This window comes from Xanthobacter sp. NM-25 (assembly GCF_022138605.1).
GTDB lineage: Bacteria > Pseudomonadota > Alphaproteobacteria > Rhizobiales > Xanthobacteraceae > Xanthobacter.
In genome coordinates this window covers 47,154-72,178 of the sequence record NZ_JACBFS010000009.1, presented here as the reverse complement: position 1 = coordinate 72,178, position 25,025 = coordinate 47,154, and the positions used below count along the sequence as shown (strand labels likewise).

At 68.9% G+C, this 25,025-nt stretch carries 22 protein-coding genes; 7 read left to right on the top strand and 15 right to left on the bottom strand.

Annotation, left to right across the window (positions count from 1 at the left end; genetic code table 11):
• Positions 1-44 precede the first annotated feature (44 nt).
• The 3 genes from MEU52_RS20510 to MEU52_RS20500 all read right to left on the bottom strand — a co-directional run bounded on the left by MEU52_RS20510 (position 45) and on the right by MEU52_RS20500 (position 1,894).
• Positions 45-548, bottom strand: coding sequence for an A24 family peptidase (locus MEU52_RS20510; protein WP_238123653.1), 504 nt, complete (start codon positions 546-548; stop codon positions 45-47).
• Positions 549-577: 29 nt separating this feature from the next.
• Positions 578-742: a Flp family type IVb pilin gene (locus MEU52_RS20505; RefSeq protein WP_238123652.1), complete on the bottom strand. Its 165-nt coding sequence runs from the start codon at positions 740-742 to the stop codon at positions 578-580.
• A gap of 225 nt (positions 743-967) precedes the next feature.
• Positions 968-1,894: a LysR family transcriptional regulator gene (locus tag MEU52_RS20500; protein WP_238123651.1), complete on the bottom strand. Its 927-nt coding sequence runs from the start codon at positions 1,892-1,894 to the stop codon at positions 968-970.
• Between the two features lie 135 nt (positions 1,895-2,029).
• On the opposite strand from MEU52_RS20500, the gene MEU52_RS20495 reads away from it, so the two are divergent.
• Together MEU52_RS20495 and MEU52_RS20490 are read left to right on the top strand one after the other, a co-directional pair.
• On the top strand, positions 2,030-3,214 hold the full coding sequence (locus tag MEU52_RS20495) for an MFS transporter (protein ID WP_238123650.1): 1,185 nt from the start codon (positions 2,030-2,032) through the stop codon (positions 3,212-3,214).
• Positions 3,215-3,323: 109 nt separating this feature from the next.
• Positions 3,324-4,109 carry an SDR family NAD(P)-dependent oxidoreductase gene (locus MEU52_RS20490; protein ID WP_238123649.1) on the top strand — a complete coding sequence of 262 codons (786 nt, stop codon included), beginning with the start codon at positions 3,324-3,326 and terminating at the stop codon, positions 4,107-4,109.
• A gap of 65 nt (positions 4,110-4,174) precedes the next feature.
• Here MEU52_RS20490 and MEU52_RS20485 read toward each other — a convergent pair whose 3' ends face one another.
• From MEU52_RS20485 to MEU52_RS20450, 8 genes are all read right to left on the bottom strand, one after another.
• Positions 4,175-5,674 carry a phosphomannomutase/phosphoglucomutase gene (locus MEU52_RS20485; RefSeq protein WP_238123648.1) on the bottom strand — a complete coding sequence of 500 codons (1,500 nt, stop codon included), beginning with the start codon at positions 5,672-5,674 and terminating at the stop codon, positions 4,175-4,177.
• A gap of 244 nt (positions 5,675-5,918) precedes the next feature.
• Positions 5,919-8,333 (bottom strand): phenylalanine--tRNA ligase subunit beta, encoded by a 2,415-nt coding sequence (gene pheT, locus MEU52_RS20480; RefSeq protein WP_238123647.1) that lies wholly within the window; start codon positions 8,331-8,333, stop codon positions 5,919-5,921.
• Entirely contained in the window at positions 8,330-8,878 is a 549-nt protein-coding gene (locus MEU52_RS20475; RefSeq protein WP_238123646.1) for an endonuclease domain-containing protein, read from the bottom strand. Before MEU52_RS20475 ends, pheT begins: the two co-directional genes overlap by 4 nt.
• A 144-nt stretch (positions 8,879-9,022) precedes the next feature.
• Entirely contained in the window at positions 9,023-10,132 is a 1,110-nt protein-coding gene (gene pheS / locus MEU52_RS20470; protein WP_443267866.1) for a phenylalanine--tRNA ligase subunit alpha, read from the bottom strand.
• A 244-nt stretch (positions 10,133-10,376) separates the two neighbouring features.
• Positions 10,377-10,739 carry a 50S ribosomal protein L20 gene (gene rplT / locus MEU52_RS20465; protein ID WP_238123645.1) on the bottom strand — a complete coding sequence of 121 codons (363 nt, stop codon included), beginning with the start codon at positions 10,737-10,739 and terminating at the stop codon, positions 10,377-10,379.
• Positions 10,740-10,768: 29 nt separating this feature from the next.
• Entirely contained in the window at positions 10,769-10,969 is a 201-nt protein-coding gene (rpmI, locus tag MEU52_RS20460; RefSeq protein ID WP_237346208.1) for a 50S ribosomal protein L35, read from the bottom strand.
• Positions 10,970-11,141: 172 nt separating this feature from the next.
• A complete protein-coding gene (locus MEU52_RS20455) occupies positions 11,142-11,345 on the bottom strand; it encodes a hypothetical protein (protein WP_238123644.1) in 204 nt (67 codons plus the stop codon).
• A 59-nt stretch (positions 11,346-11,404) separates the two neighbouring features.
• The gene (locus MEU52_RS20450; protein ID WP_238123643.1) at positions 11,405-12,424 is read right to left on the bottom strand and encodes a TRAP transporter substrate-binding protein; all 1,020 of its coding nucleotides are present in this window, start codon (positions 12,422-12,424) and stop codon (positions 11,405-11,407) included.
• Positions 12,425-12,688: 264 nt separating this feature from the next.
• On the opposite strand from MEU52_RS20450, the gene glpD reads away from it, so the two are divergent.
• The 4 genes from glpD to MEU52_RS20430 all read left to right on the top strand — a co-directional run bounded on the left by glpD (position 12,689) and on the right by MEU52_RS20430 (position 17,581).
• Positions 12,689-14,203: a glycerol-3-phosphate dehydrogenase gene (glpD, locus tag MEU52_RS20445; RefSeq protein WP_238123642.1), complete on the top strand. Its 1,515-nt coding sequence runs from the start codon at positions 12,689-12,691 to the stop codon at positions 14,201-14,203.
• Positions 14,204-14,237: 34 nt separating this feature from the next.
• Positions 14,238-15,755, top strand: a complete 1,518-nt coding sequence (gene glpK, locus MEU52_RS20440; RefSeq protein WP_238123641.1) for a glycerol kinase GlpK — start codon at positions 14,238-14,240, stop codon at positions 15,753-15,755.
• 86 nt (positions 15,756-15,841) lie between these two features.
• A complete protein-coding gene (gene bluB / locus MEU52_RS20435) occupies positions 15,842-16,561 on the top strand; it encodes a 5,6-dimethylbenzimidazole synthase (RefSeq protein WP_238123697.1) in 720 nt (239 codons plus the stop codon).
• Positions 16,562-16,705: 144 nt separating this feature from the next.
• A complete protein-coding gene (locus tag MEU52_RS20430) occupies positions 16,706-17,581 on the top strand; it encodes a methylated-DNA--[protein]-cysteine S-methyltransferase (protein ID WP_238123696.1) in 876 nt (291 codons plus the stop codon).
• 36 nt (positions 17,582-17,617) lie between these two features.
• Here the strand turns inward: MEU52_RS20430 and MEU52_RS20425 are convergent, their stop codons facing one another.
• The 3 genes from MEU52_RS20425 to MEU52_RS20415 form a co-directional block, all read right to left on the bottom strand.
• Complete coding sequence (locus tag MEU52_RS20425) at positions 17,618-19,600, bottom strand: MacB family efflux pump subunit (RefSeq protein ID WP_238123640.1); 1,983 nt, start codon at positions 19,598-19,600, stop codon at positions 17,618-17,620.
• A 10-nt stretch (positions 19,601-19,610) separates the two neighbouring features.
• Complete coding sequence (locus MEU52_RS20420) at positions 19,611-20,858, bottom strand: efflux RND transporter periplasmic adaptor subunit (RefSeq protein ID WP_238123639.1); 1,248 nt, start codon at positions 20,856-20,858, stop codon at positions 19,611-19,613.
• Between the two features lie 81 nt (positions 20,859-20,939).
• Positions 20,940-22,514, bottom strand: coding sequence for an efflux transporter outer membrane subunit (locus MEU52_RS20415; RefSeq protein WP_443267858.1), 1,575 nt, complete (start codon positions 22,512-22,514; stop codon positions 20,940-20,942).
• A gap of 308 nt (positions 22,515-22,822) precedes the next feature.
• Between MEU52_RS20415 and MEU52_RS20410 the strand changes: the two genes are divergently transcribed.
• On the top strand, positions 22,823-23,386 hold the full coding sequence (locus MEU52_RS20410; protein ID WP_238123695.1) for a TetR/AcrR family transcriptional regulator: 564 nt from the start codon (positions 22,823-22,825) through the stop codon (positions 23,384-23,386).
• Positions 23,387-23,395: 9 nt separating this feature from the next.
• On the opposite strand, the gene murD is transcribed toward MEU52_RS20410, so the two are convergent.
• Positions 23,396-24,958, bottom strand: a complete 1,563-nt coding sequence (gene murD, locus MEU52_RS20405; protein ID WP_443267903.1) for a UDP-N-acetylmuramoyl-L-alanine--D-glutamate ligase — start codon at positions 24,956-24,958, stop codon at positions 23,396-23,398.
• Between the last annotated feature and the right edge of the window lie 67 nt (positions 24,959-25,025).

Below are 25,025 nucleotides of genomic sequence, written 5' to 3'. Positions count from 1 at the left end.
AGCCTCAACGCGCGCAAAGCTGCCGCGCGTGGGGCTGCAGGCCCTCAGCTGGCGAGCATGACGCTGGAATAGGGGTGCAGCAGCAGCCCGGCGCCGGCCAGGGCGACCCCATAGGGAATGGTTTCCCCGGTCCGGGCGACGAGGGCCCGCGCCCGCGGCAGCAGCCGGCCGTGGGTCTTCAGGGTGACCGCCAGGGTCAGCAGGGCGCCGATGAGGCTGCAGATGATGACGAAGGCCGGCACCTGGGCGGGATCCAGCCACAGGGCGAGCGCCCCGGCGAGCTTGGCATCGCCGGCGCCGATGAGATCGTGGGAAAACAGCACGAAGCCGGCGGCGGTCACCGCCCCGGCCGCCATCAGCCGCAGGGAAACGTCGGTCAAGGGGGTGAGCACCGCCACCAGAGCGAAGCCGGCGATGAGCGCAAGCACCAGGAGGTTGGGAATGATGCGCCGGGCGAGATCGGTGCCGATGGCGAGGCACAGCAGCGCCGGATAAAGGCCGGTGCGCAGGACTTCGAGCAGCAGAGCGAAGGTGTGTACCCGATCCATGACGGCTCCCAAGGGCGGCTCCTGAAACCTCAGTTGCTGGCGGCCGCGGCGGTCGCCTTCAGGCGGGCGAAGGTGGTGGCGATCTGCGCCAGCACGGTGACGATGGCAATGGAGAGCCCGGCGGCGATGAGGCCATACTCCAGGGCGGTGGAGCCGTGCTCCTCGCGAATGAAGCGGGACAACATGAGCTTCATCTGACGCTTTCCCATAGGGGCGTTACCAGGGCGATACGCAGCCCCGTCGTTCCACACGGGCCATCACGGCAGTGAGTCTGACAGTGAGTCCCATGGCGATGCCGATGGCGCCGCGGATCGAAGGCTAGAGGGGGCCCGTTGCGCGGAGGTAAAGATGGGCTACCGAAATACCGCCCCTGTGGACGGCCTGGGGAGACGGTTAATGCTCTGTCTCCGCATGGGCGCTCATAGTCGGGTGTGCGCCACCAGGAAATCCACGAAGGCGCGGATGCGGGCGGACAGGGGGCCGGCGCCGCCCACATAGACCGCGTGGACATCCACCGCGTCACCGGGGTTGAGGTCTTCCAGCACCGGCACCAGGCGGCCGGCGGCCATATCGGCGCGGACCTGGAATTCCGCCAGTCGGGCAAGGCCGAGGCCGGCGAGGGCGAGGGTGTGCATGGCCGCGCCGTCGCTGACCTGGGCATTGCCGCGCGGCGGCACCGAAACGATGCCGCCGCGCCCATCCAGGAACGGCCAGCCTTCCAGAATGCGGGTGAAGGTGAAGCCGAGCATGTTGTGATGGGCGAGGTCCTCCGGCGTGCGCGGGGTGCCGGCACGGGCGAGATAGGCGGGGGCCCCCACCACCACGGCGCCGCTCTTGGCGATCTTGCGGGCGACCAGCTGCGAATCGCGCATGGGGCCGACGCGAATGGCGACGTCGGCCCGTTCCTCCAGCAAGTCGACCACCCGGTCGGTGACGGTCACCTCGATGCTCATCTGCGGGTGGGCATCGAGAAAGCGCGGCACCAGCGGCAGCAGATGGGTCATGGCGAAATTGACCGAGGCGTTCACCCGCAGCCGGCCGCGCGGGGCGGCGCCGGCGGCGGCCTCCTGCTCGGCGGTGGCGACCTCGTCGAGGATGCGGGCGGCACGCTCGTAAAAGGCCACGCCCTCCGGCGTCAGCTGCAGCTTGCGGGTGGTGCGCACCAGAAGCCGCACCCCCAGCCGGCGCTCCAGCCGCGCCACCAATTTGCTCACCGCCGAGGGGGTAAGGCCGCAGGCCCGGGCGGCAGCGGAAAAGCCGCCGCGCTCCACCACCCGGCTGAACACCTCCATCTCGGCGAAGCGGTTGACGTCGCGGGCGGTGTTCTGGGCGGTGTAGGGGGCCATGGCGCCTCGGCTTATTTGTGATGGCAATTCATGAATGCTTTGACCCGAGGCACGCTAGTTCATGAGCGCGTGCGGGTCCATGTTGCGCTGCATCCGCCCGGCATGACGCCGGGCTCCTCTTGGAGCGCACCGCATATGCCTGTCGCACTCTATGCGCTCGCTGCCGGCGCATTCGGCATCGGCGTCACCGAATTCGTCATCATGGGCCTGTTGCTGGAGGTGAGCGCCGATCTCGGCGTGTCCATCTCGGCGGCGGGCCTGCTCATCTCCGGCTATGCCCTCGGCGTGGTGGTGGGGGCACCGCTGCTTACCGCGCTCACCGCCCGCTGGCCGCGCAAGACGGTGCTGCTCGGCCTCATGGCCGTGTTCACCCTCGGCAATCTCGCCTGCGCCTTGGCGCCCAGCTATGGCTGGCTGATGGCGGCGCGGGTGCTCACCGCCTTCGCCCATGCCACCTTCTTCGGCGTCGGCTCGGTGGTGGCCACCGATCTGGTGCCCGCCAACAAGAAGGCGTCGGCCATCGCCCTCATGTTCACCGGGCTGACCGTCGCCAACATCCTGGGGGTGCCGTTCGGCACCTGGCTCGGCCAGCTGGCGGGCTGGCGCTCCACCTTCCTGGCGGTCACCGGCGTGGGCGTCGCGGCCTTCGCCATCATCGCCGTGCTGGTGCCGAAGGACCATGGCGCCGGCACCGTCACCCGCCTCAGCGAGGATCTGATGGTGCTGCGCCGGCCGGCGCTGCTCTATGGCCTTGCCACCACGGTTTTGAGCTGGGTGGGGGTGTTCGCCGCCTTCACCTATATCGCCCCCATGCTCACCCGCATCACCGGCTTTCCCGAAGGCGCGGTCTCGCCCATCCTGCTGGTGTTCGGCGCGGGGCTGGTGGTGGGCAATCTGCTGGGCGGGCGCCTCGCCGACCGTTGGCTGGTGCCCACGGTCTATGGCTCCCTCGTGCTGCTGGCGGTGGTGCTGATGGCGCTGGCGCCGGCGCTGGCCAGCCGCTGGACCGCGGTGGCGGCGGTGGGTCTGCTCGGCGCGGTGGGCTTCGCCACGGTGGCGCCGCTGCAGATGTGGGTGCTCGGCAAGGCCAAGGGGGCGGGGCAGAGCCTCGCGTCCTCCTTCAACATCGCCGCCTTTAACCTCGGCAACGCCATCGGCGCGGCGCTGGGGGGCTGGGTGATCGACGCCGGCCCCGGCTTGTGGGCGGTGCCGCTGGTGGCGGGGTTGGTGCCGCTGGGCGCGGTGGCCACCGCCTATCTGTCCGAGCGGCGGGAGGTCCGTGGCGGTCCGGTTGCGGCCTGCGCGTCGGAGCAGGCCTGAGCGAGACGCGATCGTCTCGCATGCCGCGCACCGCAGCCTTGGGGCTCGCGGTGCGCATCCCTCGCGGGCCGGGCGTGACGTCCGGCCCCGCGCTGAAAGGAGTGATTTCATGAAGATCGATCTGACGGGCAAGCGTGCCATCGTCACCGGCTCCACCCTTGGCATCGGCTTCGCCATCGCCAAGGGGCTGGCGGCGGCGGGCGCCGAGGTGGTGGTGAACGGCCGCAAGGCCGAGGCGGTGGCCGCCGCGGTGGAGGCGCTCAAGGGGGATGGCGCGGTGCGCGGTGTCGTGGCTGATCTGGGAACCGCCGAGGGGTGCGCGACGCTGGTGAAGGCGGTGCCGCAGGCGGACATTCTGGTCAACAATGTCGGCATCTACACGCCCGACGATTTCTTCGAGGCGGGCGATGAGGTGTGGCAGCGCTACTTCGATATCAACGTCATGTCCGGCGTGCGGCTCGCGCGCGCTTATCTGCCGGGCATGGCGGCCAAGGGCTGGGGGCGGGTGGTGTTCCTCTCCTCGGAATCGGGCGTGGCCATTCCGGCCGACATGATCCCCTATGGCTTCTCCAAGACCGCGGCCATCTCGATCGCCCACGGGCTGGCCAAGCGCATGGCCGGCACCGGCGTGACGGTGAATTCCGTGCTGCCTGGCCCCACCTTCACCGAAGGGGTGGCGGACATGGTGCGGGCGGAGGCGGAGAAGCAGGGCGTCGCGCTCAAGGATGCGGTGGATGCCTTCACGCGCGCGGCGCGACCAACCTCCATCATCCAGCGCGCGGCGACGCCGGAAGAGGTGGCGAACATGGTCGTCTACGTCTGTTCCAAGCTCGCCTCTGCCACCACCGGTGCGGCCCTGCGGGTGGACGGCGGCGTGGTGGATGGCCTCGTCTGACCCAACCTGAAACGAAACGGGGACCGGCATGCCGGTCCCCGTCGTCTGTTCTGTCGTGGTGAGGCTCAGATCTTCTGGTTGTATTCGCCCACTTCCGGATGGGTGCGCAGCACGCCGTCGACTTCCGCGAACATGTCGCGCATGCGGGCTTCGGAGACGGGGCTTTCCACCACCACCACCAGCTCGGGCTTGTTGGAGGAGGCGCGCACGAGGCCCCAGGAGCCATCCTCGCAGGTGACGCGCACGCCGTTGACGGTGACGAGATCGCGGATCTTCTGGCCGGTCACCAGGGCGCCCTTGGCCTCCAGATCCTGATAGTGCTTCACCACCGCATCGACGATGCCGTACTTGGCCTCGTCCGCGCAATGGGGCGACATGGTGGGCGAGGACCAGGTCTTGGGCAGGCTCTCGCGCAGCTCGGCAAGGCTCTTGCCGGGGGCGCGGTCCAGCATGTCCAGCACGGCGATGGCGGAGACGAGGCCGTCATCATAGCCGCGGCCCACCGGCTTATTGAAGAAATAGTGGCCGCTCTTCTCGAAGCCCACCAGGGCGCCGCTCTCGTTCACCCGGCGCTTCATATAGGAATGGCCGGTCTTCCAGTAATCCGCCTTCACGCCGAGCTTGATCAGCTCGGGATCGGTGGCGAACAGGCCCGTGGACTTCACATCCACCACGAAGGTGGCGCCGGGGTGGAGCTTGGCAAGGTCGCGGGCGAGCAGCACGCCCATCTTGTCGGCAAAGATCTCCTCGCCCGTATTGTCCACCACGCCGCAGCGGTCGCCGTCGCCGTCGAAGCCCAGCGCCAGGTCCGCCTTGTGCTCCAGCACGGCGTCGCGCATGGCGTGGAGCATCTCCAGGTCTTCGGGATTGGGATTGTATTTGGGGAAGGAGTGGTCGAGCTCGCAATCGAGCGGGATCACCTCGGCCCCCAGCGCCTCGATGATGCGCGGGGCGAAGGCACCGGCGGTGCCGTTGCCGCAGGCCACCACCACCTTCAGCTTGCGGGAGAGCTTGGGCCGCTCGGTGAGGTCCTTGATATAGACCTCCGGGAAATTCTCGACGAAATGATAGGCGCCGCCGCCGCGGGCATCGAACTTGGCCGAGAGCACGATCTCCTTCAGCCGGGTCATCTCGTCGGGGCCGAAGGTGAGCGGGCGGTTCACGCCCATCTTCACGCCGGTCCAGCCATTGTCGTTGTGGGAGGCGGTCACCATGGCCACCGCCGGCACATCGAGGGCGAACTGGGCGAAATAGGCCATGGGCGACATGGCAAGGCCGATGTCGTGCACCTTGATGCCCGCCGACATCAGCCCGGTGACCAGCGCCAGCTTGATGGAGGAGGAATAGGAGCGGAAGTCGTGGCCGGTGACGATCTCGGGCCGGACGCCCATCTCGTGCATCAGCGTGCCCAGGCCCATGCCCAGGGCCTGGATGCCCATCAGGTTGATTTCCTTCTGGAACAGCCAGCGGGCGTCATATTCCCGGAACCCCGTCGGCTTCACCATGGGCTCGGATTCATAGGCGTAGGTGTTGGGCGTCAGGACGGGCTTGGGAACAGGAAACATCGACGCTTCTCCACGCGGCAGGGCAAGGTGGCCCTGCGCCGTCTGGTTGTACGGTCGGGTCTGGGGCGGCGAGATAGCACGAAAATTGTGACGGAAAGAACCGCAAATCACGGCAGGGACGGGATCAATGCCCGTGCGGCAGGGCTTGCGGCCGACATGGTAAATGCCGGCCCGGCGGCCTGCTGTACCCCGGTCCCGCCTCCTTCCGTGAGGCGCCCGGCGCGCGGGGCGCCGGGCGTTCAACTCAGGCGCGCAGGGTGGCGCCGGTCTTCTTGGTCACTTCGGCGACGATCTTGGCCGCCACCTCTTCGATTTCCTTGTCGGTCAAGGTGCGCTCGCGCGGCTGCAGGGTGACTTCCACCGCCACCGACTTCTTGTCGGGGTCGATGCCCTTGCCCTCATAGACGTCGAACACGCCCACAGCGGTGACCAGCTTCTTGTCCACCCCCTGGGCGGCCTTGAGGATGTCCGCCGCCGGCACCTGGCGCCCCACCAGGAAGGCGAAGTCGCGCTGCACCGGATGGAAGGCGGACAGGTCGATCTGCGGCTTCACCTTGGTGGGCTTGGCCTTGGGCTCGGGGATCTTGTCGAGCACGATCTCGAAGCCCACCAGCGGCCCGTCCACGTCGAGCGCTTCCAGCACGGCGGGATGAAGCTCGCCGAAATGGGCCATGGCATTGGAGCCGAGCCGCAGGGTGCCCGAGCGGCCGGGGTGATACCAGGACGGCGCATCGGCGGTGACCTGCAGGTTCGCCACCGGGGCGTTGCAGGCGGCGAGCGCCGCCACGGCATCGGCCTTGGCATCGAACACGTCGACGCTGCCGGCGGCGCCCGACCAGTGGCGGCCAGAGCCGAACGGCTTGGCGGTGCCGTGGCGCACGCCGGCGGCGATCTGGTGCTGGTCCTGCGGCCTGTCGCCGGCGAAGGTCTGGCCCACCTCGAACAAAGCGGCATCCGGGAAACCCCGGTCGGCATTGGCCTTGGCGGCGCGGATAAGGCCGGGCAGCAGGCTCGGCCGCATGTCCGAAAGCTCGGCGGCGATGGGGTTGGAGAGCGCCAGCGCCGGGGCGCCGCCGCCGAACAGCTCGGCCTCCCGATGGGAGACGAACGACCAGGTCACCGCCTCCACCAGGCCGCGGGCGGCCAGCGCCCGGCGCGCCTTGCGGCTGCGCCGCTGCAGGGCGGTGAGGATCGGCTTCCGCGCATCATCGCTGCGCGGCAGCTCGGTGGAGGGCACGCGCTCCAGGCCGAGGATGCGCACCACCTCTTCCACCAGATCCGCCTTGCCCTCGATGTCGCCGCGCCAGGAGGGCGGCACCACGTCCAGCACCGGCGCGGTGCCGGAGACGGTGAAGCCGAGGGCGGTCAGCACTTCGCGCATCTCGGTTTCCGAGGCTTCGAGCCCGGTGAGCCGCTTCACCTCGGTGAGGGGGAAGGCGATGGTGCGGGTGGTGTCGGGAACGGCGCCGGCCAGCACCACCTCCGACGGCTCGCCGCCGCAGATGTCGAGGATGAGGTGGGTGGCGAGATCGAGGCCCGGCAGGGTGAAGGCGGGGTCGATGCCGCGCTCGAACCGGAAGCGCGCATCGGAATTCAGCCCCAGCTTGCGGCCGGTCTGGGCGATGTTGATGGGCTCCCACAGGGCCGATTCGATCACCACGTCGGTGGTGGCCTCGTCGCAGCCCGATTCCTCGCCGCCCATGACGCCGGCGAGGCTCTCCACGCCCTTCTCGTCGGCAATGACGCACATGGTCTCGTCGAGGGTGTAGGTCTTGCCGTCCAGCGCCAGCAGGGTCTCGCCGGGCCGGGCCCGCCGCACCACCAGATCGCCCGACACCTTCTTGGCGTCGAACACGTGGAGCGGGCGATTGCGGTCGAACGTCATGAAATTGGTGACGTCCACCAGCGCGTTGATGGGGCGCAGGCCGATGGCGCGCAGCTTGTCCTGCATCCACTGGGGCGAGGGGCCGTTCTTCACGCCGCGGATCACCCTGAGGGCAAAGGCCGGGCAGAGCGCGGGCGTGTCGCCGAAGTCGAGCCGGGCGGTGACGGGCGAGGGGAAGGCCCCGTCCACCGGCTTGATGCGCGGGTTCATCAATTCGCCGAGGCCGGCGGCAGCGAGATCGCGGGCGACACCGGACACGCCCAGGCAATCGGCCCGGTTGGGGGTGACGGCGATTTCCACCACCGGATCGTCAAGGCCGATCACCTCGGCGAACTTGGCGCCGGCGGGGGCATCGGCGGGCAGCTCCATGATGCCGTCATGCTCTTCGGACAGACCCAGCTCGCGGGCCGAGCACAGCATGCCGCGGCTTTCCACGTCGCGGATCTTGCCCACCTTGAGCACGGTGCCGCTGGCCGGAATGGTGACGCCCGGCGCCGCGAACACGGTCTTGAGCCCGGCGCGCGCATTGGGCGCCCCGCACACCACCTGGATCGGCTCACCCGCGCCGATGGAGACCGAGCACACCTGCAGCTTGTCCGCATTGGGATGCTTGGCGGCGGTGAGAATCTCGCCCACCACGAAGGCGGACAGATCCTTGGCCTTGTCCTCCACCCCCTCGACCTCCAGGCCGATGAGGGACAGCCGCTCGACGATCTCCTCGAACGAAGCGGTGGGTTCCAGATGCTCCTGGAGCCAGGAATAGGTGAATTTCATCGGATATCGTCCTTATCCTGATCCGCCAGAGGCGCGTCCGGGGCGTTTTCGCCCTCCCGACCCTCCCCCGCAAGCGGGAGAGAGCCTTTCCCGCTGGTCTCCGCGCTACTCCCTCTCCCGCTTGCGGGGGAGGGCTGGGGAGGGGGCAGCAGGTCCGGAGGGGGCAGCAGGTCTGGGTGCGTCGCGGCGTTGATCGTTTCGAGCACTCCGCTCAGATTTTGCAGCACATCGAGATTGGAGAAGCGCAGCACCGTGAAGCCGCGCTCCGTGAAGAACAGATCGCGCCGCGCGTCCCGGGACTGGCCGGCGTCTTCGTAATGCTGGCCGCCATCCACCTCGATCACGAGCTTGGCCGGCAGGCAGGCAAAATCGGCGACGTAGGGACCGAGGGGATGCTGGCGGCGGAAGCTCAGGCCCTCGAGCCGGTGGCCGCGCAGGGCGGCCCAGAGCTTCCGCTCCGCATCGGTCTGGTTCCCGCGCAGGGTCTTTGCCCGGGTGCGCTGGCCTCGGGAGACATGCCATCTGGGAGGTTCGGCATCGTCCATCGGGCTGCGCTCCGGATCGAACCCTGCGTTCCCCCTCCCAACCCTCCCCCGCAAGCGGGAGAGGGCTTTTCCCTCAGCCTCTAGGTCACGCCCTTTCCCGCTTGCGGGGGAGGGCTGGAGAGGGGACAAGGCGATCGCCATCACTCACGCGCTCAGGCCACCGGCGAGGGTGGGGAAATCGAGCGGGCGGAAGCCGTAGTGGGAGAGCCAGCGGACGTCGGCCTCGAAGAAGGCGCGTAGGTCGCTCATGCCGTATTTCAGCATGGCGATGCGGTCGATGCCCATGCCCCAGGCAAAGCCCTGGTACACGTCGGGATCGAGGCCGCAGTTGCGGAGCACGTTCGGGTGCACCATGCCGCAGCCGAGGATTTCCAGCCAGTCGTTGCCCTCGCCGAAGCGGATCTCGCCCGGGCGGGAGCGGTCGCACTGGATGTCCACTTCCATGGAGGGCTCGGTGAAGGGAAAGAAGGACGGGCGGAAGCGCATCTTCACCCCGTCCACCTCGAAGAAGGCCTTGCAGAATTCTTCCAGGATCCACTTCAGGTGGCCGAGGTGGGAGCCCTTGTCGATCACCAGCCCCTCCACCTGATGGAACATGGGGGTGTGGGTCTGGTCGCTGTCGCAGCGATAGGTGCGCCCGGGGCAGATGACGCGGATGGGCGGCGCCTTCGACATCATGGTGCGCACCTGCACCGGCGAGGTGTGGGTGCGCAGCACCTTGCGGGTGCCGCTCTCGTCCGGCGGCAGGAAGAAGGTGTCGTGCATCTCGCGGGCCGGATGGCCGGGCGGGAAGTTCAGCGCCGTGAAATTGTGGAAATCGTCCTCGATGTCGGGGCCTTCCGCCACCGAGAAGCCCATGTCGGCAAAGATGGCCACCAGTTCCTCGGTGACCTGGGCGATGGGATGCACCCGGCCCACCTCCGCCGGCGCCTCGCGCACGGGCAGCGTCACGTCCACCCGCTCGGTGGCGAGGCGTGCCTCGAGGGCGGCGGCCTTCAGCGTCTCCTTGCGGGCGGCCAGCAGGCCCTGCACCCGGTCGCGCAGGCCGTTGATGGCGGGGCCCATCACCTTGCGCTCATCGGGGCTCATGCCGCCGAGGGACTTCAGCAGCTCCGAGACGGTGCCCTTCTTGCCCAGCGCGGTGATGCGGACCTGCTCCAGGGCGGCTTCATCATCGGCGCCGAGGATGGCGCTGGCGATGTCGCGCTCCAGCGCGTCGAGGGCGGGGTGATCGGTCAGGACGAATTCGGACATGGAAGGTCCTCGAAATGAAAATCGTCAAAGCGCGGGTCCCGCGGCGCTTCCGGGATCCACCGTCGCGGCGGCGCGGGGCAGCGAAGGCCGGGCGGATTCGGATGTCGCGCCGCTTATAGAGGCGAACCGCGCCCCGGGAAACGGCTTGCGCGGGATGGCAGCGGCCCGGTCGCCCGCGATCCATGCACAAAAGCCCCGCACGGTGATCCGTCGGGGCTTTCGCAGGTCTCGGAAGGCGAAAGGATCAGGCCAGAGCGGCCTTGGCCTGCTCCACCAGGGCCTTGAACGCGTCGGGCTCGTGGATGGCGATATCCGAGAGCACCTTGCGATCGATCTCGATCCCGGCCTTGCCGAGACCATCGATAAATCGCGAATAGGTCAGGTCGAGATCAAGCGCGCGCACGCCGGCATTGATGCGCTGGATCCACAGGGCGCGGAAGTTCCGCTTCTTCACCTTGCGATCGCGATACGCATACTGCATCGACCGCTCGACGGCGGACTTGGCAGCGCGGATGGTATTCTTGCGACGGCCGTAAAAGCCTTTGGCGGCCTTATAGACCTTCTTGTGCTTGGCGTGGGCGGTAACGCCACGTTTCACGCGGGCCATGGGTATGCTCCTTCAGATCGTGACTGGCGTCAGCCGTTGGGCAGGAAGTGCTTGCGGATGACCCGCCCGTCACTCTCGCTCAGGATGGTGGTGCCGCGCAGATTGCGGATCTGGTTGTTGGTGCGCTTGATCATGCCGTGGCGCTTGCCGGCCTGGGCGGCGATGACCTTACCCGTACCCGTGAGACGGAAGCGCTTCTTGGCTCCCGACTTGGTCTTCATCTTGGGCATTTGGCTCTCCGTGGCCGCGATCCATCACGCCTTGCGGGCGAAGGACGCTCAGCCTCTTGTTGCTGTTGAGCGGTCTGGACCGTCACGGCAGCCCTTTTTCGCCGGCCGGTCCGAAGGCGCGTTGGTTACAGGAGCGCGGCGCGAAAGGCAAGGGGTGGCCAAGGGGCGGGCCCTATTTCCCCTGCATGGGGGTAAAGCCCAGGCTGCGCGGCGGCCGATGGGCGGTGAGCCAATCGGGCCAGCCCCACAGGGCTTCCACCGCGAAACACACCACGGCGAGGGCAATCACCCCGGCGAAGATCATCACATGGGTGCGCGAGGGTGGGCGCCGCACCCAATAGGCCATGCGCATGAGCAGCCGGACGAACAGATCCATGGCCAAAAGCCTAGACGTTGCCGGGAGGCCCGGCAACGCGCGCCCCACGGCCGGCGGGCTCAGCCGAGCTTGCCGGTGTAGGTCTCGAGGATCGACCAGGCCTCGTCGCCATATTTGCCTTTCCACTCGCCATAGAAGCCGGCGGTGCCGAGCTGGGCGCGGAAGCTCTCGGGCTTGGGCGCGTTGAAGGCGAGCCCCTTGGCGGTGAGATCCTTCTGCAGCTCGGTGTTGAGCGCGGCCACGTCGGCGCGCTCCTTCATGCCGGCTTCGTTGATATGCTTGGCGACGATGGTGCGCAGGTTTTCCGGCATGGCCATGAAGGCCCGGCGGTTGGCGAGGAACCAGAAGCCGTCCCACATGTGGTTGGTGAGGGAGCAGTATTTCTGCACCTCATAGAGCTTCGCCGTGGAGATGATGGCGAGCGGGTTCTCCTGCGCATCCACCGTGCCGGTTTGCAGCGCCGTATAGACCTCCGCGAAATTGAGGCTCGCCGGGGCCGAGCCGAACGCCTTGAACATGGAGGTCCACAGGGGTGAGACCGGCACGCGGATCTTCAGGCCCTTGAGGTCGGCGGCAGTGTCTATGGGCTTGGTGGAGGTGGTGATCTGGCGGAAGCCGTTGTCCCAGATCTTGTCCATGGCGATGATGCCGGCCTTGGCGATCTGCCCGCGCACATAGTCGCCGAGCTTGCCGTCCATGGCTCTCCACACCGCCGCATAATCGGGGAACGCGAAGCCGATGCCGCTGATGGAGGCGTTGGGCACCAAGGTGGAAAGAATGAGTGGCGACAGGGTGAAGAACTCGATGCCCCCGGAGCGCAGCTGGCTCAGCATGTCGGTGTCGCCGCCGAGCTGGTTGGAGGGGAACACGCTGATGGCCACGCGGCCGTCGGTCTCCTTCCTGATGGCCTCCACCATCTCCGCCGCGCGGATGTTCATGGGGTGGGTCACGGGCAGGTTGTTGGCGTATTTGTAGGCGAATTCCGGCTCCTGCGCGCGGGCGACGAAGGGGGCGAAGACGCTTCCGGTCAATGCGGTAGCAGCGCTCGCCTGCAGCAGGGTGCGACGGGTCAGGGTCATGTTGGGGCCAGCTCCTTGCGCAGGTCCGGGATGGGCCTGCACCCTTGCGGGGTTTGACGTGTCCTCAGCGGGGTTCGACGTGGCGCGAACCTCTCGTTCCCCCCATGCTGGCCTGCCCTTCGCGGTTTCGCAAGCGGTGTCCGGTTAGGCGCCGCCGCGCAGGATTGTCATTGACGCGCGATCAAACGCCGCCATGGTTCCAGGCTTGGTGTTCGGCTGATTCTGACCGGTCGAATTCGCGCGGCCGCAGGCGGAGCAGGTGGGATGGCCGGGAGCCCGGAGATCTTCGACGTGGCCGTCATCGGCGGCGGCATCAATGGCACCGGCATCGCCCGCGATGCCCAGGGGCGCGGCCTCTCCGCGGTGCTGTTCGAGAAGGGCGATTTCGCCTCCGGCACGTCGTCCGCCTCCACCAAGCTCATCCATGGCGGCCTGCGCTATCTGGAGCATTACGAGTTCCGCCTGGTGCACGAGGCGCTGGAGGAGCGCGAGGTTCTGTGGGGCATGGCGCCCCACATCATCTGGCCGCTGCGGTTCGTGCTGCCGCACCACCGGGGCCTGCGGCCCGCTTGGCTGTTGCGTCTGGGGCTGTGGATCTACGACCATCTGGGCGGTCGCCGGCGGCTGCCGCCGACCCGCAGCGTGGACCTGCGGCGCGATCCCCTGGGCGAGCCGCTGAAGCCGCTGTTCACCCGCGGCTTTGAATATTCCGACTGCTGGGTGGAGGACGCCCGCCTGGTGGTGCTCAATGCCCTCGATGCCGCCGAGCGGGGCGCCAGCATCCGCCCGCGCACCCGCGTGCTGGGGGCTCGGCGGTCGGACGGGCTTTGGCTGATCCAGTGTGAGCACGACGGGATCATCAGCGAGGTGGCGGCCCGCAGCCTGGTGGATGCCGCCGGCCCCTGGGCCGGGGATGTGCTGGACAGCCTGGGGGTCCGTGCCAGCGCCCATGTGCGGCTGGTGCAGGGCAGCCACATCGTGGTGCCGCGCCTTTATGCCCATGATCGCTGCTACATCTTCCAGAATGCCGACGGGCGCATCATCTTCGCCATTCCCTATGAAGGGGATTTCACCCTCATCGGCACCACCGATCGGGACTATCAGGGGCGTCCCGAGGACGTGGCGGCGACGCCGGAGGACATCGCCTATCTGTGCGCCGCCGCGAGCGAATATTTCGCCGCGCCGGTGACCCCCCACGCGGTGGTGTGGAGCTATTCCGGCGTGCGGGCGCTCTATGACGACGGCGCCGGCCGGGCCCAGGACGCCACCCGCGACTATGTGCTGACCCTGGACGCGCCGGCCGGAGGGCCCCCGCTGCTCAGCGTGTTCGGCGGCAAGATCACCACCTACCGTCGCCTCGCCGAGGCGGCGCTGGCCAAGCTGCTGCCCCACTTGCCGGGCGGGCCGGCGCCGGCGCCGTGGACGGCGGGCGCCACCTTGCCGGGCGGGGACTTTCCCCGCCAGGGCTTCGACACCCTGGTGGGCGAGCTGCGGCGCACGTTTCCCGAGCTGGACCCGGCGCTGCTGCGTCGCCTCGCGCGAGCCTACGGCACCCGGGCCGGGCGCCTGCTGGACGGGGTGAAGGGCGAGGACGACCTCGGCGAGTGGTTCGGCGCCCATTTGTGCCAGCGCGAGGTGGATTACCTCATGGACGTGGAATGGGCGCACAGCGCGGATGACGTGTTGTGGCGCCGCACCAAGCTGGGGTTGCGACTCAGCCTGGAGGAGGCGGCGGCGCTCGCCACCTACATGGCGCTGCGCCGCGCGCGCAGACGATAAGCACACGGCCGCATCACGGCCGGCGGGAGGAATCATGGCCGCATTCATCCTCGCCCTCGATCAGGGCACGACCTCGTCGCGCGCGTTCCTGGTGGGGCCGGATGGCGCCATCGTCGCCGGGGCGCAGCGGGAGCTGCCGCAGCATTTTCCCGCGCCCGGGTGGGTGGAGCAGGAGCCGGAGGATATCTGGCAGAGCGTGCTCGCCTGCGCCCGCGAGGTGATGATCCGCGCCGGCGTGAGCGCCGCCGCCATCGCCGCCATCGGCATCACCAACCAGCGTGAGACCACTTTGGTGTGGGATCGCGCCACCGGCCAGCCCATCCATCGCGCCATCGTCTGGCAGGACCGGCGCACGGCCCCCGCCTGCGCCCGGCTCGCGGCCGAGGGACATGGCCCTCGGATGTCGGCCACCACCGGGCTGCTGCTCGATCCCTATTTCTCCGCCACCAAGATCGCCTGGATTCTCGATGCGGTGCCGGGCGCGCGGGAGCGGGCGGCGCGCGGCGCCCTCGCCTTCGGCACCGTCGACAGCTTCCTGCTGCATCGCCTCACCGGCGGGCGCGTCCATCGCACCGATGCCACCAATGCCAGCCGCACGGCGCTGTTCGACATCCATGCGGGGCAGTGGGATCCGGCCCTGCTCGACCTGTTCCAGGTGCCGGCGGCGCTGCTGCCCGAGGTGTGCGACAGCGCCGCCGATTTCGGCACCACCGATCCCGAATGGTTCGGCGCGCCCATTCCCATCCGCGGCATCGCCGGTGACCAGCAGGCGGCGGCGGTGGGGCAGGCCTGTTTCGCGCCGGGGGCCATCAAATCCACCTATGGCACCGGCTGCTTCGCCCTGCTCAACACCGGAACCCAGCCGGTGACCTCCCGCCACCGCCTACTCACCACCATCGCCTATCAGCTGGAGGGGCGGCGCACCTATGCGCTGGAAGGCTCCATCTTCGTCGCCGGCGCGGCCGTGCAATGGCTGCGCGACGGGCTGGGGCTGATCGACAGCGCTGCGGCCACCGGCCCCCTGGCGGCGGCCGCCGATCCCGATCAGGACGTGGTGCTGGTGCCGGCCTTCGTCGGGCTCGGCGCGCCGTATTGGCAGCCGGAGGCGCGCGGCGCGCTGTTCGGCCTGACCCGGGCCACCGGTCCGGCCGAGCTGGCCCGCGCCGTCCTGGAGAGCGTGTGCTTCCAGACCGTGGACCTCATGGAGGCCATGCATGCGGACTGGGCGGGGGCGGCCGGCGCCGACACCGTGCTGCGGGTGGACGGCGGCATGGCCGCCTCGGACTTCACCCTGCAGCGGCTCGCCGACCTGATCGCCGCGCCGGTGGACCGGCCGGTGTGCGCCGAGACCACGGCCCTCGGCGCGGCCTATCTCGCCGGCCTCAACTGCGGTTTCTTTCCCCCGCCGGACACGTTCGCGGCGCGCTGGCGGCGGGACCGGCGCTTCACCCCGCAGATGGCGGAGCCGGAACGTCATCGTCGCCTCGCCCTGTGGCGCGATGCGGTGCGCCGGGTGACCGCTCCAGTCCCGGCCGGTGGGGAACGGCCTTGACCGACGCGACAGAGTGTCGCCATCTGATGGCAAGATCCAAGTCGGGAGGAGAGGCCGTGGCACAGGACAGCAGCGCCCGGGAGCGCATGGCCGGTCCCCAGGCGGAGATCCCGGCACGGACGGGCGATGGCCAGCAGGGGGGCTTCAGTGCCGCCGAGCGGGCCGCCATCTATCGCTGCATCACCGAACGGCGGGACGTGCGGCGCAATTTCCTGCCCGATCCGGTGCCGGACGAGGTGCTGGGGCGGGTGCTGGCAGCGGGCCATGCGGCCCCCTCGGTGGGCTTCCTGCAACCCTGGAACTTCATCGTCATCCGCGATCCCGCCACCAGGACGGCCCTGCATGACGCCTTCACCCGTGCCAATGGCGAGGCCGCCCGGATGTTCGAGCCGGAGCGGGCGAAGCTCTACCGTTCCTTGAAGCTCGAAGGCATCCTGGAGGCGCCGCTGATGCTGTGTGTCACCTGCGAGCGCGATCGCGCCGGGCCGGTGGTGCTGGGGCGCACCCACCAGAGCGAGATGGACATCTATTCCACCGTCTGCGCGGTGCAGAACATCTGGCTCGCTGCGCGGGCGGAGAATCTGGGGGTGGGCTGGGTCTCCATCCTGTCGCTGGCGGACCTGCGGGCTATTCTCGGCATTCCCGAGCCCATCGTGCCCATTGCGCTGCTGTGCGTGGGCTATGTGGCCCGCTTCGAGACGACGCCGGATCTGGAGCGGGCCGGCTGGCGCAAGCGCCTGCCGCTGGAAGATCTGGTGTTTTCCGAGCGCTTCGGTGTCCTTGCCTCCGGCAAGGGGGTGAGCTGAACGGCGGGAGGAAAAGGTTCGCCGCGAAATCGGGTGGCCGGCGCCGGCACGCTTTGGTGCAATGGGCCAAGCCCGATAGGATGGAGATGCCCCGTGCTGGCGCTCGATGCTCCCGCTTTTCGCCTGTTCCCTGCCGCAGGTCCCATGATCGCGACCCCCGCCACGCCCCTTGAGATTGCCGCCTGTGACTATGACGTGGTTCACCGGGCGGTGGAGTACATCTCCCACCACATGCGCCGCCAGCCGGAGGTGGAGGAGATCGCCGCCGCCGTGGGCGTGTCGTCCCGGGCGCTGACGGACCTGTTCCGCCGCTGGTGTGGCCTCACCCCCAAGGCGTTCCTGCAGGCGGTGACCCTCGACCGGGCCCGCCGGGTGCTGGCCGAAAGCCCCAATGTGCTCGATGCCGCGCTGGAGCTCGGCCTGTCGGGGCCCGGCCGGCTGCATGATCTGTTCGTGGTGCACGAGGCCATGTCGCCGGGCGAGTGGAAGACCGGCGGCGCCGGGCTGCTGATCCGCTACGGCTTCCACCCCTCGCCGTTCGGCCAGGCGCTGGCCATGTCCACCGGCCGGGGGCTGTGCGGCCTCGCCTTCGCGGATGCGGGCGAGGAGGTGGCGGCGCTGGCCGACATGCGGGCCCGCTGGCCCAATGCGGATTATGTGGAGGATCCCGCCGCCACCGCGCCTTTGGTGTCGCGCATCTTCAACCCCACCGCCTGGCGTGACGACCAGCCTTTGCGCATCGTCTTCATCGGCACGGATTTCGAGATCCGGGTGTGGGAGACGCTGCTGCGCATCCCTATGGGCCGGGCCACTACGTATTCCTCCATCGCCGCCCACGTGGGCAAGCCCAAGGCGGCGCGGGCGGTGGGCGCCGCCGTCGGCAAGAACCCGATCTCCTTCGTGGTGCCGTGCCACCGGGTGCTGGGCAAGAGTGGGGATCTGACCGGCTATCACTGGGGCCTCACCCGCAAGCGCGCCATCCTCGGCTGGGAGGCCGGCAAGGCCGGCGCCAGCGCGTGAGCGGGGCCGGCTGAACGCGGCCCCGGCGCGCCGCGCTCAATCCCGCGACAGGGCTTCCACCGGATCCAGCAGGGAGGCGCTGCGCGCGGGCAGGTAGCCGAACACGCCGCCGATGAGGCTGGATGAGACGAACGCCAGCACGATGGAGGCGCCGGAATAGACCAATGTGAAGTTCGACCCCACATAGGTGAACAGCACGCCGAAGCCGAGCGCCGTGCCAATGCCCAGCACGCCGCCAATGAGGCACACCAGCACCGCCTCGATCAGGAATTGCTGGAGGATGTCGGAGCGCCGGGCGCCCACCGCCATGCGCACGCCGATTTCCGCCACCCGCTCCGACACCGACACCAGCATGATGTTCATCACCCCGATGCCGCCCACCAGCAGCGAGATGAGGGCGATGGCGGCAATCAGCAGGGTCAGCGTCTCGGTGGTGGAGGTGATGGTTTTCCGGATATCGTCGGTGTTGAGGATGAAGAAATCCTGCTTGCCGTGGCGCTGGGTGATGAAGTCGGTCACCGCCGTCTCGGCCAGGGCAGTATCCACATCGTCCGCCACCCGCACGGTGATGGAGCGCAGTGAGGTGGTGCCGAGCAGGCGCGCCTGCACCGTGGTGTAGGGCAGGTAGATGGACAGGTTCTGGCTGGAGCCGAAGCCGCCCTGCTGCTGCTCGGCGATGCCCACCACCCGGCACGGCACGTCGCCCACCAGGATCACTTCGCCGATGGGGTCGCCGGGGAAATCGGCGAACAGGGTCTTGCGGGTGTTCTCGTCGATGACCGCATCCTGGGCGTAGGTGCGCACCGCCTCGGCGTCAAACAGGCGGCCCTGGGCGAGCTTGGTGCCGCGGGCGGTGAAATACTGTTCGCCCACGCCATTCACCAGCGCGCTCGCCTCGATGGAGCGGAACCGCACCGTCTTGGAGGTGGAGACCGTGGGCGTCACCGCGGCCACATAGGGCTGGTCCGCCAGCGCCTTGGCATCGGCCACCACCAGCGTGGTGATCTTGCCCGAACGCACATCGCCGAAGGTCTTGCCGGGGAACACCTCCAGCGTGTTGGTGCCGAGCGAGGAGATGTTGGCGAGCACTTTCTGCCGCGAGCCCTCGCCCAGCGCCACCACGCACACCACCGAGGCGATGCCGATGATGATGCCCAGCATGGTGAGGAAGGTGCGCAGCCGATGGGCGTTCATGGCCAGCAGCGCCATGCGGAACGCTTCCTGGAAGCGCATGATCAGCGCCTGGAGGGGATGACCGGCCGGCTGCGCCGCGGCGGCCACCGCCTGCGCCTCGCCGGGGTCGGCGGCGACGACGGGGGGCGCCGGGGCCTTGCCAGTGCGGCGATCGGAGATGATGGCGCCATCGGAAAATTCGATGATGCGCTCGGCCCGGGCCGCCACGTTCATATCGTGGGTGACGATGACGATGGTCTTGCCCTCGGCGTGCAGCTCATCGAGGATGCGCAGCACTTCCTCGCCGGAGGTCTTGTCGAGGGCGCCGGTGGGCTCATCCGCCAGGATCAGGTTGGCGCCGTTCATCAGCGCGCGGGCGATGGAAACGCGTTGCTGCTGGCCGCCGGAGAGCTGGCCCGGGCGGTGGCCGGTGCGCTCGCCCATGCCGAGCCGCTCCAGCAACTCCAGCGCGCGGGTGCGTCGGGCGCCGGCGGTCCAGCCGGCATAGATGGCCGGGATTTCCACATTGCCGAGGGCGGTCAATTCGCCCAGCAGGTGATAGCGCTGGAAGATGAAGCCGAAATGTTCGCGCCGCAGCGCCGCCAGCTCGTCGGGGGCGAGGCTCGAGGTCTCGCGGCCGGCGATCTTGTAGCTGCCGGAGGTGGGGCGAGCGAGGCACCCCAGGATGTTCATGAGGGTGGACTTGCCGGAGCCCGAGGCCCCGACAATGGCCACCATCTCTCCCTGCTCGATGGTGAGGTCGATGTCCTTGAGGACGGTGAGAACCCCCTCGCCGGCGGGATACTCGCGCCGGAGCTTGTGGAGTTCGATCAGCGGCGTGCCCATGGCGGATCCGTCACAGGCCCATGGGCGGCGGCGGCATGCGCCGTGCGGCGCTGGTGCCGCCAGCGCCGGAGAGCTGACCAGTGACCACCGTTTCGCCCGCCTTCAGGCCGGAGCGGATCTCCGCCCGGGTCTTGTTGTTGAGGCCCACCTCGACGAACCGGGTGATCACCTCGCCATTGGGCTCCAGCACCCGCACCGCATAGCGCCCGTCCTTCTGCTTGGCGCCGAGCGCCGCCGAGGGGATGGTCAGGGCATTCTTGGCGCTGCCAAGCACGATATGGACCTCGGCCGTCATGTAGGTGCGCAGCTTCCCGTCCGGGTTCGGCACGTAGAAGATGCCGTTGTAGTAGATGGCGCTCGACGTGGACGTGCTGGATGAGGACTTGCTGCTGCTGCTCGAGGTGGAGGAGGTGGAAACGAGGCTGTCGCTGGTGATGGATTCCGGCGCCGGCTCGATGAACTCCAGCTTGGCCTCGTAGCGCTGGTCCGGTTCGCCGATAATGTTGAAATAGAGGCTCTGGCCCGGCTTCACCTTCACCACGTCGGCTTCGGAGATCTCGGCGCGCACCATCATGGTGTCGAGGTCGCCGAGGATGACGATGGTGGGCGTGGTCTGGTTGGCGTTCACCGTCTGGCCTTCCTGGCTGACGATGTACAGCACGGTGCCGTCCATGGGCGCGGTGATGCGGGTGTAGCCGAGGTTCACCCGGGCGGTGTCCACCGCCACCTCGGCCTCGATGATCTGCGCCTCCAGGGCGGCGATCTGGGCCCGGGTGGTGGCCACATCCGCCTGGGCGGTCTCGAAATCAGCCTGGGAGACGGCGGTCTGCGCCACCAGCTTCTTCTGGCGGGCAAGGGTCTGCTCGGCCAGCACCAGGGTTGCTTCTTTTTCCTGCTTCTGCGCCCGCATGTTGGCGACCGATGCCTCGGCGGTGCGCAGGGAATTCTGCTGGGTGACGGAATCGATCTCCGCCACCAGGTCGCCCTGCTTGAGCTTCTGGCCGAGCTGCACCTTGATGGAGGTGACGCGGCCGGACACCTGGGCGCCCACGGCCACCAGCTTGGCGGGCTTCAGGGTGCCGGTGGCAAGCACCGTCTCTTCCACCGTGCCGGTGGTGACCCGGGCGGACATGATCTTCGGCGTCTCGGGCGGGAAGAGGGTGTCCTTCAGCAGCAGTGCCGCCACCAGCGCGGCGATCACCAGCGCGCCGATGATGATGGCCCGCCGGCGCCCGGGCACGCGAAGCGCAGCGGTCATGGTCGCGCCTCCAGCGGCGGACGGGCAGGCAGGGCAGGCAGCGCGGACGCGCGCGGGGGCAGGAGAGAGGTCACGGGCGTCTCACGGTTGAAGGGCTGAGAAATGGGGGCCGGTGTTCTCATCCACCACGGCGGGGGTCATCACCTCCACGTCGCCGTCCCATCCGCCGCCCAGCGCCTTGTTGAGGGCAATATAATCGGTGGCCATGGCCACCCGGCTCTGCAGCAGTGAATCCTCTGCTGAATAGAGCGAGCGCTCCGCATCCAGCACGTCCAGGAAGCTGGTGGAGCCGTTCTGGTAAAGGGTGCGCGACAGGCGGGTGGCGTCCCGATAGGAGGCGGCCGATTCGGCGAGCTTGCCGGACTTGATGCGCTCCTGGGTGAGGGAGACCACCGCATTCTCCACATCCTCCAGCGCCGTCAGGATGGCCGCATGGTAGGCGAGGAACGACTGGTCGCGCTGGGCGGCGGCGATATCCACGGCAGCTTTGAGCTGCCCGCCGGTGAACACCGGCACGGTCAGGCTGGGCCCGTAGGACCAGCTGATGGAGGAGCCGCGGGCGAGATCGCCGAGCTTGGTGCCCTGGGTGGTGAGATTGCCGGTGAGGCTGACGGCGGGATAGCGGTTGGCCTCCGCCTGGCCCACCAGGGCGGTGGATTGGCCGAGCGTCCGCTCAGCCTGGCGCACGTCCGGCCGGTTGCGCAGCACGTCGGCCGGCACCCCCTTCGCCACCCGCAGGCGGGGGCTGGGAATGGCGCCGCCACGGCTGAGCTGCGCGGTGAGGGCGCCGGGCGGCTGGCCGGTCAGAACGCTGAGGCGATGGACGCTCTGGGCGAGGGCGGCGCGCAGCTCCGGCACGTTGGCTTCGGTGGAGGCGGCGAGCCCGGCGGCATTGGCGACATCCATGGCGCTGGCGCCGCCGGCCGCGAGCTTGGTGCGGGTCAGGGCCTCGGTCTCGCGCTGGGAGGCGGCGGTGCGCTGGGCAAGGGCCATGCGGGCCTGGTAGCCGCGCGCCTCCACATAATTGGAGGCGATGTCGCCCACCAGGGTCAGCAGCGTGCCGCGCAGCTCGTCCTCTGCCGCCTGCATGGCGTATTTGGAGGCTTCCACCCCGCGCCGGTTGGCGCCGAACAGGTCCAGCTCCCAACTGGCGTCGAAGCCGGCCTGGTATTGGGTGTAGAGGCCGCCGACGGTGACGTCGCCGCCACTGGACACACGTGACCCATTGTCGCCGCGAGTCGCCGATGCGGAGCCGTCCACCTGCGGGAACAGGCCGCCCACCTGCTGGCGATAGGTGGCGCGGGCCTCGCGGATCTTGGCCTTGGCGGTGGCCACGTCGAGGTTGCCATCCACCGCCTGGGCGATCAGGGCGTTCAGGGTGCGGTCGTTGAGGCGCTCCCACCAATGGGCGAGCTGGGGCGGTGCCGGCTCCTTGCGCTGGTGCTGCTGATCGCTCCAGCGCGCCGGCAGGTCGAAGGCGGGGGTCACATAGTCCGGCCCCACGGCGCAGGCGGAGGTGCTCAAGGCAAGAGCGAGCGCCACGAGCGTCCCGATCCGCCGGTCGACGGCGAAGCACAGGCGTGGAGAGAAGGGCGCTTGAAGCGCGCGAAGATCGACGAACCGGCTCAAAGGGCCCTCACCGGCGCACAGGCGCATGCGCCGCCATGCCGGGTGGCAGGGAGACGGAACCAGGGAAACGTTTGGGCCAAAGCCTCCGCCCTGCGGCCGTGACCAATAGGAGGCAGTGTATTGGCACGTGAAACTCGATAAGAAGCGCTATTTAAGAAACTGCTCATTACCCTTATAATCGGTAAACGAAACTGTCAATGTGGAGGAACTGCATGTCCGGGGCCGAGGCTGTCAAGGCGCGCCCCTTGAATGAGAGCCATTCCAGTTCCGGGGGAGACCCTCGCCATCGCGGCCGGCCAAAAGGGCAGGCGGATGGCGCACGGCGCACGCACGTGGTGCAGTTGGCCCATCACCTTTTCGTGTCCGAGGGCTATGGGGGCACCACCATGGACGCGGTGGCGGCGCGATGCCGCATGTCGAAGCGCACCCTCTACCGGCTCTTTCCCGGCAAGGTGGAGCTGTTCGCCGCGGTGGTGGACGCGCACCGCCAGAGCATGCTGGCCCTGCCCGGCAATTATGACCACCTGCCGCTGGCCGCCGCGCTGGAGGCGATCTTCCGTATCGACATCACGCCGGAGGAGGAGCGCGATCGCCAAGCCCTGCTGCGCCTGGTGCTGATCGAGGGCGTTCATTTCCCCGAATTGCGGGAGATCCTCGGCCGTTGCGGGGGCGAGCCCTCGCGCGCGGCGCTGGCGGACTGGCTGCGCGGACGGGCGGAGGCCGGCGAGATCCTCTGCGACGACGCCCCGGCCATGGCCGGTCTTCTGATGGACATGGTGTTCGGCGCCGCTTTGCCGAAGGCGCATGGTCGATTGGAATGGGCCGGTGGCGCCGCGCAGCGGGAGCATCTGCGCCGCTGCGTCGGTGTGTTCCTGAACGGTGTCGTGCCGCGCGGTTGAACGGCCGGCTCAGCCGTGGTGCGCTGGCCCCTTCGGGTGGCCAGCGGGGGCCCCGTGGGGGGAGGCGCCGTGGCCGGGCATGCCGTGGGGTGACGTGCCGTGGGGCGACATCCCCCCGCCATGGGGATGGCCGCCGCCCGCCGGCGGCTTCTGGGCGGCTGGGGGTGTCGCCCGTGGCTTCAGCTCCACGTCGGGGATCTGGCCCACCAGCTGGCAAAAGACGTCGCCGCGCACCTCGAAATTGGGAAACTGATCAAAGCTGGCGCAGGCGGGGGAGAGCAGCACCACCGGATGGGGCAGGCCGGAGCTTGCAGCATCGGCCGCGGCGGCGGCGACCGCCTTGTCGAGGGTGCCGACGCGGTCATGGGCGACCCGGCCGCCCAGGGTCTCGGCGAAGGCGTCCGCCGCCTCGCCGATGAGATAGGCCTTGGCGATGCGGTCGAAGAAGGGTGCCAGCGGGGTGATGCCGCCGGCCTTGGGCTTGCCGCCGGCGATCCAGAAGATGTGCTCGAAACTGGCCAGCGCCCGCTCGGTGGCGTCGGCATTGGTGGCCTTGCTGTCGTTCACGAACAGCACGTCGCTCCGGGTGCCCACCTGCTCCATGCGATGGGCGAGGCCGGGAAAGCGCGTCATGGCCACGGCGATCACCTCGGGCGCGACACCCACGGCGCGGGCCGCCGCATAGGCGGCGGCGGCGTTCTGGGCGTTGTGCACGCCGCGCAGGGAGCCGATGCCGCCAAGGTTGAGGCGGAAGCGCTCGGCGCCGCCTTCCGACACCACCAGGGTCTCGCCGTCGCGCCAGATGCCATCGGCGAGCGGGCGGCGCATGGACAGGCGCACCACGTGCTTGCCGGCCCGCTCGGCCCGGTCCGCCATAGCGGCGGAGAAGTCATCGTCCACGCCCACCACCGCGGTGCCGCCGCCTTCCACGCCGGTGACGAGCCGTTCCTTGATGGCGGCGTAATTCTCGAGGGTGCCGTGGCGATCGAGATGGTCCGGGGTGATGTTGAGCATCACGCCTACGGAGGGGTCGAGGCTGGGGGCAAGGTCGATCTGGTAGGAGGAGCACTCCACCACATGCACCCGGCCGATCTTGGGCGGGGCGAGGGAGAGGAGGGCGGTGCCGATATTCCCGCCCATCTGCACATCGCGCCCGGCCACCCGCAGGATATGGGTGATGAGGGCGGTGGTGGTGCTCTTGCCGTTGGTGCCGGTGATGGCGATGAAGGGTGAGCGGCGGGCGATGGCATGGCGCTCGCGGCAGAACAACTCCACGTCGCCGATCACCTCCACCCCGGCGGCGCGGGCGAGATCCACCGACCAGTGCGGCCTGGGATGGGTCAGCGGCACGCCGGGGGAGAGCACCAGCGCCTGCACCGGTGTCCAATCGATGGCGCGCAGGTCCTGCACGGTGATGCCCGCTTCGCCGGCCTTGCGCCGCGCGGCTTCGGAATCGTCATAGGCGATCACCTGGGCGCCGCCGGCGACCAGCGCCTGCGCGGTGGCCAGGCCCGAGCCGCCGAGCCCGAAAAGGGCGACGGTCTGGTCCTTGAGCACGGTGACGGGCGTGATGGGGTGTGGAGGGCTGGCAGGAGCAGTGCTGGCGTGCGACGTCATGGCGGGCAATGTCTCGCTGAAG

Excerpts from the sequence above, each read along its gene's own strand:
- glpD (WP_238123642.1), top strand. The coding sequence starts at position 12,689 with ATGGCCGGGAGCCCGGAGATCTTCGACGTGGCCGTCATCGGCGGCGGC.
- MEU52_RS20510 (WP_238123653.1), bottom strand. The coding sequence starts at position 548 with ATGGATCGGGTACACACCTTCGCTCTGCTGCTCGAAGTCCTGCGCACC.
- bluB (WP_238123697.1), top strand. The coding sequence starts at position 15,842 with ATGGCCGGTCCCCAGGCGGAGATCCCGGCACGGACGGGCGATGGCCAG.
- MEU52_RS20495 (WP_238123650.1), top strand. The coding sequence starts at position 2,030 with ATGCCTGTCGCACTCTATGCGCTCGCTGCCGGCGCATTCGGCATCGGC.
- MEU52_RS20425 (WP_238123640.1), bottom strand. The coding sequence starts at position 19,600 with ATGGGCACGCCGCTGATCGAACTCCACAAGCTCCGGCGCGAGTATCCC.
- pheS (WP_443267866.1), bottom strand. The coding sequence starts at position 10,132 with ATGTCCGAATTCGTCCTGACCGATCACCCCGCCCTCGACGCGCTGGAG.
- MEU52_RS20420 (WP_238123639.1), bottom strand. The coding sequence starts at position 20,858 with ATGACCGCTGCGCTTCGCGTGCCCGGGCGCCGGCGGGCCATCATCATC.
- rpmI (WP_237346208.1), bottom strand. The coding sequence starts at position 10,969 with ATGCCCAAGATGAAGACCAAGTCGGGAGCCAAGAAGCGCTTCCGTCTC.
- MEU52_RS20430 (WP_238123696.1), top strand. The coding sequence starts at position 16,706 with ATGATCGCGACCCCCGCCACGCCCCTTGAGATTGCCGCCTGTGACTAT.
- MEU52_RS20415 (WP_443267858.1), bottom strand. The coding sequence starts at position 22,514 with ATGCGCCTGTGCGCCGGTGAGGGCCCTTTGAGCCGGTTCGTCGATCTT.
- pheT (WP_238123647.1), bottom strand. The coding sequence starts at position 8,333 with ATGAAATTCACCTATTCCTGGCTCCAGGAGCATCTGGAACCCACCGCT.
- MEU52_RS20450 (WP_238123643.1), bottom strand. The coding sequence starts at position 12,424 with ATGACCCTGACCCGTCGCACCCTGCTGCAGGCGAGCGCTGCTACCGCA.
- MEU52_RS20490 (WP_238123649.1), top strand. The coding sequence starts at position 3,324 with ATGAAGATCGATCTGACGGGCAAGCGTGCCATCGTCACCGGCTCCACC.
- MEU52_RS20485 (WP_238123648.1), bottom strand. The coding sequence starts at position 5,674 with ATGTTTCCTGTTCCCAAGCCCGTCCTGACGCCCAACACCTACGCCTAT.
- MEU52_RS20505 (WP_238123652.1), bottom strand. The coding sequence starts at position 742 with ATGAAGCTCATGTTGTCCCGCTTCATTCGCGAGGAGCACGGCTCCACC.
- rplT (WP_238123645.1), bottom strand. The coding sequence starts at position 10,739 with ATGGCCCGCGTGAAACGTGGCGTTACCGCCCACGCCAAGCACAAGAAG.
- MEU52_RS20455 (WP_238123644.1), bottom strand. The coding sequence starts at position 11,345 with ATGGATCTGTTCGTCCGGCTGCTCATGCGCATGGCCTATTGGGTGCGG.
- glpK (WP_238123641.1), top strand. The coding sequence starts at position 14,238 with ATGGCCGCATTCATCCTCGCCCTCGATCAGGGCACGACCTCGTCGCGC.
- MEU52_RS20500 (WP_238123651.1), bottom strand. The coding sequence starts at position 1,894 with ATGGCCCCCTACACCGCCCAGAACACCGCCCGCGACGTCAACCGCTTC.
- MEU52_RS20475 (WP_238123646.1), bottom strand. The coding sequence starts at position 8,878 with ATGGACGATGCCGAACCTCCCAGATGGCATGTCTCCCGAGGCCAGCGC.